6 protein-coding genes are annotated in these 5,928 nt (G+C 56.3%); 5 read left to right on the top strand and 1 reads right to left on the bottom strand.

Features of this window, described 5'->3' with window-relative positions; genetic code table 11:
• The 5 genes from NTW95_08860 to NTW95_08840 all read left to right on the top strand — a co-directional run.
• Positions 1 to 1,169, top strand: a 1,169-nt coding sequence (locus tag NTW95_08860) for a DUF1998 domain-containing protein (GenBank protein ID MCX6557520.1), incomplete at its 5' end; no start/stop codon positions are given.
• Positions 1,170 to 1,258: 89 nt separating this feature from the next.
• Entirely contained in the window at positions 1,259 to 1,723 is a 465-nt protein-coding gene (locus NTW95_08855) for a hypothetical protein (protein ID MCX6557519.1), read from the top strand.
• Between the two features lie 147 nt (positions 1,724 to 1,870).
• The gene (locus tag NTW95_08850) at positions 1,871 to 2,620 is read left to right on the top strand and encodes an SH3 domain-containing protein (GenBank protein MCX6557518.1); all 750 of its coding nucleotides are present in this window, start codon (positions 1,871 to 1,873) and stop codon (positions 2,618 to 2,620) included.
• 86 nt (positions 2,621 to 2,706) lie between these two features.
• Positions 2,707 to 3,822, top strand: a complete 1,116-nt coding sequence (locus NTW95_08845) for an SH3 domain-containing protein (protein ID MCX6557517.1) — start codon at positions 2,707 to 2,709, stop codon at positions 3,820 to 3,822.
• An 83-nt stretch (positions 3,823 to 3,905) separates the two neighbouring features.
• Positions 3,906 to 4,826: an outer membrane beta-barrel protein gene (locus NTW95_08840; protein ID MCX6557516.1), complete on the top strand. Its 921-nt coding sequence runs from the start codon at positions 3,906 to 3,908 to the stop codon at positions 4,824 to 4,826.
• Between the two features lie 63 nt (positions 4,827 to 4,889).
• On the opposite strand, the gene NTW95_08835 is transcribed toward NTW95_08840, so the two are convergent.
• Positions 4,890 to 5,654 carry a hypothetical protein gene (locus NTW95_08835; protein MCX6557515.1) on the bottom strand — a complete coding sequence of 255 codons (765 nt, stop codon included), beginning with the start codon at positions 5,652 to 5,654 and terminating at the stop codon, positions 4,890 to 4,892.
• Positions 5,655 to 5,928: the final 274 nt, after the last annotated feature.

The following is a 5,928-nucleotide window of genomic DNA, read 5'->3' as shown; positions in this document are numbered from 1 at the left end:
TGGTCGCCAGCTCCATGCCCATTGACCAGTACATCGTCAATCACCCGGAATACTTCAGCGGCCAGTCTCCGGAAATGGGGCGCATCAACGCCGACAACCTGACCGTACTCATTGACCATATCAAGTGCGCCGCCTTCGAATTGCCTTTCGCCAAGGGTGAAAAATACGGCGCTGAAGACTTGGAGGAAATTCTCTCCTACCTGGCGGAAAACCAGGTGCTGCTGCGCAAGGACGACAAGTGGTTCTGGACCGAGGAGGGCTACCCGGCCGACGCCGTCAGCCTGAACCGCATCAGCTCGGACAACTTCGTCGAGGTCGACCGCACGGAAGGGGAGCGGGTGATCGCCGAGGTCGGGTTTTCCGATGCCCTGGAAACGCTCCACCCCAAGGCGATCTACATCCTTGAAGGCGAGCAGTACGTGGTCGAGGAGCTCGATTACGAGAACCGCAAGGCGTTCCTGACCCGTTCCAACGCCGATTATTACACCGATTCCATCACCTATACCAAGATCAAAATCCTTGATATTTTCGACGAGACGCGACTGAAAAACCATACCATCTCCTTTGGCGACGTCCATGTCTTTTCCCAGGTGGTCGGCTTCAAGAAGCTGAAGTTCTTCACAATGGAAAACGTCGGCGCCGGCGAGCTGCAACTGCCGCAGCAGGAGATGCACACCACCGCCTTCTGGCTGACGGTGCGCAACGACGTGCTGCAAAGCCTCGATTTTTCCAACGAGGAGAAGATCGAGGCCGTGGCCGGCATCGCCTATCTGATGAGGCAGATCAGCCCGGTGATCCTGCTCTGCGACGCGCGCGACGTCGGCGTGGCCATCGAGGACAACCTGACCAAGGACCCGCTCCAGCCAGGGGCCTTTGTAGGGAACGCAAATTTGCGTTCCCTACTGCGCAATCAGGCCGATCTGACCTTCGCCAACCGCTTCGAACCCAATATCTTCATTTTCGACAAGTATCCGGGCGGGGTCGGCTTTTCCGAAACGCTGTACGAAAAAGGCAGGGCGCTGCTCGAAAAGGCGCTGGAGATCGTCGAGGGCTGCCCGTGCCCGAGCGGCTGCCCGTCGTGCGTCAGTCCGGCCATCCGCGCCCAAGGCAACCACAAGGCCACGGCCCGCTTCATGCTCAAGCTGCTCCTCGACCGCTTGGACAATTGAGGCGGTCACCGGCGGGCGATCTTTTTTTTCTCACTTGACAATTGCTTCTTTTTTGAATAAGTTATCGGCATCATATTTAAGGAGGCATAATGAAAAAAGCACTGGTTTTACTGTGCGGCTTGCTGTTGGTTTCCGGCATTTACGCCGCGGGCAACGAAATGAACTTCGGAATCAATTTCGGCGTGCAGACGGACGACAGCTTCTCGTTCGATCCTTTCAACTGGACCGTTGGAGCGGAACTGGACATGCAGTTCGGCAACTATGTGATGTTCAGCCCCGAGCTGATGCTGGTCGGGAACGGCTTCGAGTTCAAGGAATTCATCCTCTATCCGGCCGCCATCCTGAATTTCACCGCCAGCAATTTCTTCGCCGGCGGCGGCATCGCCAAGGGCTTCTACATCGGCAGCGGCATGTCGGGCTCGACCGATTTCCTGCTGAAGCTGAACGCCGGCTTCACGTCCAGGACCATGAAACTGACAGCCTACGCGCTCATGGCCTTCGACAACCTGTTCAGCGACATGGCCATCGGCGCCACGCTGGGATTCAAGTTCTAAGCGTTTTTTTAATTTTTAGCTAGTCGGGCGGTCCGGGCCGCTTGGCTCGGACCGCTTTTTTTATTTGGCTGCTGAAGAAAATCCCATCGTTGCGGGCTTGACTTTTGCTTTGCCGCTGAATAGAATTGGCTGCATGGAGGAAAGCCGATGAAAAAAAATAGTGCCTTGGCGCTGCTTTTGTTCCTGGCCCTGGGCGGAGCGCTGCTGGCCAAGGAAAACGCGATCATAAAAGTGAAGGTGCAGATGGCCAACGTCCGTGCCGAGCCCGACGCCTCGGCCACGATCATCGCCCGGGTACCGGCGGGAACCCTCTTGGAAGTCACCAGCCAGGCCGGGAACTGGTTCGAGGTCAACGTCAGCGACCAGTCCGGCCGCGAAGTCACCGGTTTCATCCGCGACACGGTGGTCGAAGTCGTCGGGGGCGATGACGAAGAGAATGAAGAAGCCCGCCCTGCCTACCAGCGGAACGATTCGGCCGGCGGCGCGGGCAGCGCCGTGCGCTTCGGGCTCAATTTCGGCGTCCAGACCGACGATACCTTCTCTTTCGATCCGTTCTACTGGACCGTGGGCGCCGGGCTCGATTTCCAATTCGGCAGCTTGCTGATGTTCAGCCCCGAGGTGATGCTGGTCGGCAGCGGCTTCGAATTCAAGGAGTTCATCCTCTACCCGGCCGCCATGCTGAACATCACCGTCAGCAGTCTGTTTTTCGGCGGCGGGGTGGCCAAGGGTTTCTACATCGGCAACACCTACGGCATGTCGAATTCGACCGATTTTCTGCTGAAACTGAACGCCGGTCTCGTCACTCGGAGCGTCAAGCTGACGGCCTACGCCCTCATGGCCTTCGACAGCCTTTTCAAAGACATGGTCGTGGGCGCGACCCTCGGCTTCCGCTTTTAACGTGAATGGCTGCGCATCCGCTGGCCGTGGTTTGGCGATGGAATTCACCGGGAAAGAGAATTTCTCCAAAATAAATGGGAGGGAAAATGAAAAGAAAAATCGTTTGGATGATGCTTTTTGCAGTGGTGCTGGGCGGCTTGTTGCTGGCCGAAGAAGGGATTACCTTCAAGGTGAAGGTCTCGACGGCAAACGTCCGCTCCAAGCCCGACGCATCGGCTCCGGTCATCGCCAAGGTGACGGCTGGCACGGTCTTGAAGGTTTACGGCAAAGAGGGTGCCTGGTATGAAGTGGGCGTGAACGACAAAGCCGGGGAAGAAGTCTTCGGTTTCATCCACAACACCATGGGTGAAGCGCGCGGCGAGGAAGGGGAGGAAACGGCTGAACCGGAGCCAACGGCAGAAACGGAAAAACCAGAGAAAGTGGAAGAAAAACCTGTTGTTGTCGCCACTCGGGAAGTGGCCAAGGCCCGCAGCGCCCAGCCGGCCAAGGAGATCATGGTCGTCAAGGTGAAGGTGCAGATGGCCAATGTCCGCTCCGAGCCTGACGCCGCGGCGGCGTTGGTTGGCCGGGTGCCGGCCGGGACCCTCCTGGGGGTTACCAGCCACGCCGGGAACTGGTACGAGGTCAACATGAACGACCAATCCGGGAAGGCGGTCACCGGCTTCATCCGCGACTCGGTGGTTACGGTCGTCGGCGCCGATGAAGAAGAAAAAGTAGAAAAGGCAGACGAAGAAGAATATACGCCATCCCGCCCTTCTTCTTCTCGCCAGAGCATTTCGCGCTCAGGCCCGCCCGCGTCGACATCCATGCATTTCGGGATCAACTTCGGGGCCCAGACCGACGAGAACTTCAATTTCGATCCGTTTCTCTGGACCGCCGGGGTCGAGCTCGACATCCAATTCGGCAATTTCCTGATGCTCAGCCCAGAGGCGATTCTGGTAGGCAGCGGCTTCGAATTCAAGGAGTTCATCCTCTATCCGGCCGCCATCCTGAACCTGACCGTCAGCAGCTTTTTCGTCGGCGGCGGGGTGGCCAAGGGTTTCTTCATCGGCAGCGGCGCGTCGGGTTCGACCGATTTTCTGCTGAAGCTGAACGCCGGTCTCTGCGCCCCTGGGGTGAAGCTCACCGTGTATGCGCTCATGGCCTTCGACAACCTTTTCAATGACATGGCCCTGGGCGCCACGCTCGGCTTCCGCTTTTAAAGGCAAGCGAGGGCGCCCGGCTTTAATAGTGTTTGATGTTTTTTCTGCAAGTCGATAGAATTCCTTTATTAAAAGGAGGGGCGATGAAAAGAAACACTATTTTGGCGCTGGCTTCTATCCTGGCACTGGGCGGCTTCCTGCTGGCTGCTGAAAAAACGACCTTGAAAGTGAAGGTCCAGTTGGCGAATGTCCGTTCTGAGCCTAACGCCTCGGCTCCGATCATCGCCAAGGTGACGATCGGCACCGTGCTGCAAGTCTCCGGCAAGGAGGGAGCCTGGTATGAAGTGAACGTGAAGGATGAATCCGGGAAAGAGGTCACTGGCTATATCCACAACACCGTGGTCGAAGTGAACGGTGAAGATGAAGAGGAAGCTGAAGTAAAACCTCGCGCCACCGTTCGCCACGAAGCACCCAAAGCCCGCCATGCAGCCAAGGAGTTTGCCAAAGGCGGAATCAAGCTGATGGGCGGCTTGTCCATGAGCAACCTGAATATTTCCGAAACGATCCCCGCGACCGCAAAAAAATCATCGAAAATGGGGTTCATGGGCGGACTGGGATATGAAAGCGGCGGCAGGATGGCTTTTGAGATGGATCTGCTCTATAGTCCGGGCGGAGCGGTTATTAAGGCCACTGACCCCGCTGCCAAAGAAAAATTCGCATTTTCAGGCACGGCCATCACCCTGCCGATCATGCTCAAGATACGTTTCCTAGCTGGCACGACTCCATATATTTTGGCCGGGGGCGAGGTCGGCTATCTCCTGAACCAGAAAATCGTAATGACGGCAGCTGACGGTACCTCCACTGAATATGACGCCTTGGACCATGTCAATCGTCTTATTTATGGCCTGATTTTCGGCGGTGGCGTGGAGCTGCAGTCCGGAGGAATAAATCTGTTCCTGGAAGCCCGCTACCGGCTTGGCCTTTCAAATCTATTCAAGGATCCAACACCGGGCACATACATAAAACCGACGGCTTTGATGTTCTTACTGGGGGTCAAGTTATAAACGCAGAGAAGATCAAGGAATTTTTATTGCTTGTGATCCATGCCGGTGATCGGCAGGAAAAGATCAGCGACCCAATGATAAACCCACTGCCAGGAAAGTTCCCTGCGACAGGCTGAGTTCGATAAACAGCCGGCTTCGGTCACCAAGCCTGTGGTGTATTGATACGGATAGGGACGGCGACAGGACCCAGGCCGGAATATCTGTATTTTCAGCCCTGAGTTCCGCCAACCTCTCGTCTTCGGTTTTGGACAGTTCGATCGTACCTAGGAAAGATTCCACGCTGACAGTGAGGGGCAGGTAAATATCGCCGCTGAAACTGAGTAGCGTCAGGCCCAGTCCGATGTATACAGCGATCCGGGCCGACTGCAAAATCCGCCAACGTCCGTGGGCGCCCAGCATGAATGTGCGCAGGTCGACTTGTCCCTGCCCGCTGGTGCTGATCCGGGCTATGGGGATGCCTTGCAGGGAGATATCGCGCTCGTCGGCCAGGGTGAAAGGGAGGGAAAAATCGAGGTAGCTGGCCGACAATCCCAGAGCGAACCTGTCGTTCCTCAGGCGACGCCAGCAACCGACGGAGGCGAACCAGCCGCGCGATCGCATCTCGACCTGCGGCTCGAAAGCAAAGACGGTGAATTCGGAAAGAATGGGCGCAAGCAGGCGTCCCGCTTCCGCGCTTACCATTTTCTCGGCCTCGCTCTCGATCGGGGAGGTCCAGGGCTCGAGCGTCCAAGGCCCCAGGGCGAACTGCCATTCCCAGCCGGAAGCTTCCTGGGCCAGGGGCCAGGCGGCTAGCAGCATCAAGACAAGTAAAAAGCTACCTTTTCGCATCGGTTCCAGATTATAGCATGGAATATTTTTGCAGAGAAAAAATATTTTTGTTGACAAAAATTCAGATTGATACTATACTAACCGTATGGTTAAACCAATTGGTTGGTTAGATGAAAAAAAACCTTCTTGAAACCAAAGAGCGGATCCTGCTGGCCGCGCAAAAAGAGTTCGCTGCCCGGGGCTATGCGGGAGCTCGTATGGAAGCCATTGCCCGCAGTGCCACCGTCAACAAGGCCATGCTTTTTTATTACTTTTCTTCCAAAGACAACCTTTA

The sequence above is a fragment of the Candidatus Aminicenantes bacterium genome, from assembly GCA_026393795.1.
Taxonomy (GTDB): domain Bacteria; phylum Acidobacteriota; class Aminicenantia; order UBA2199; family UBA2199; genus UBA2199.
The sequence above is the reverse complement of the archived record's forward strand: the minus strand, read 5'-3'. Positions and strand labels throughout refer to the sequence as shown.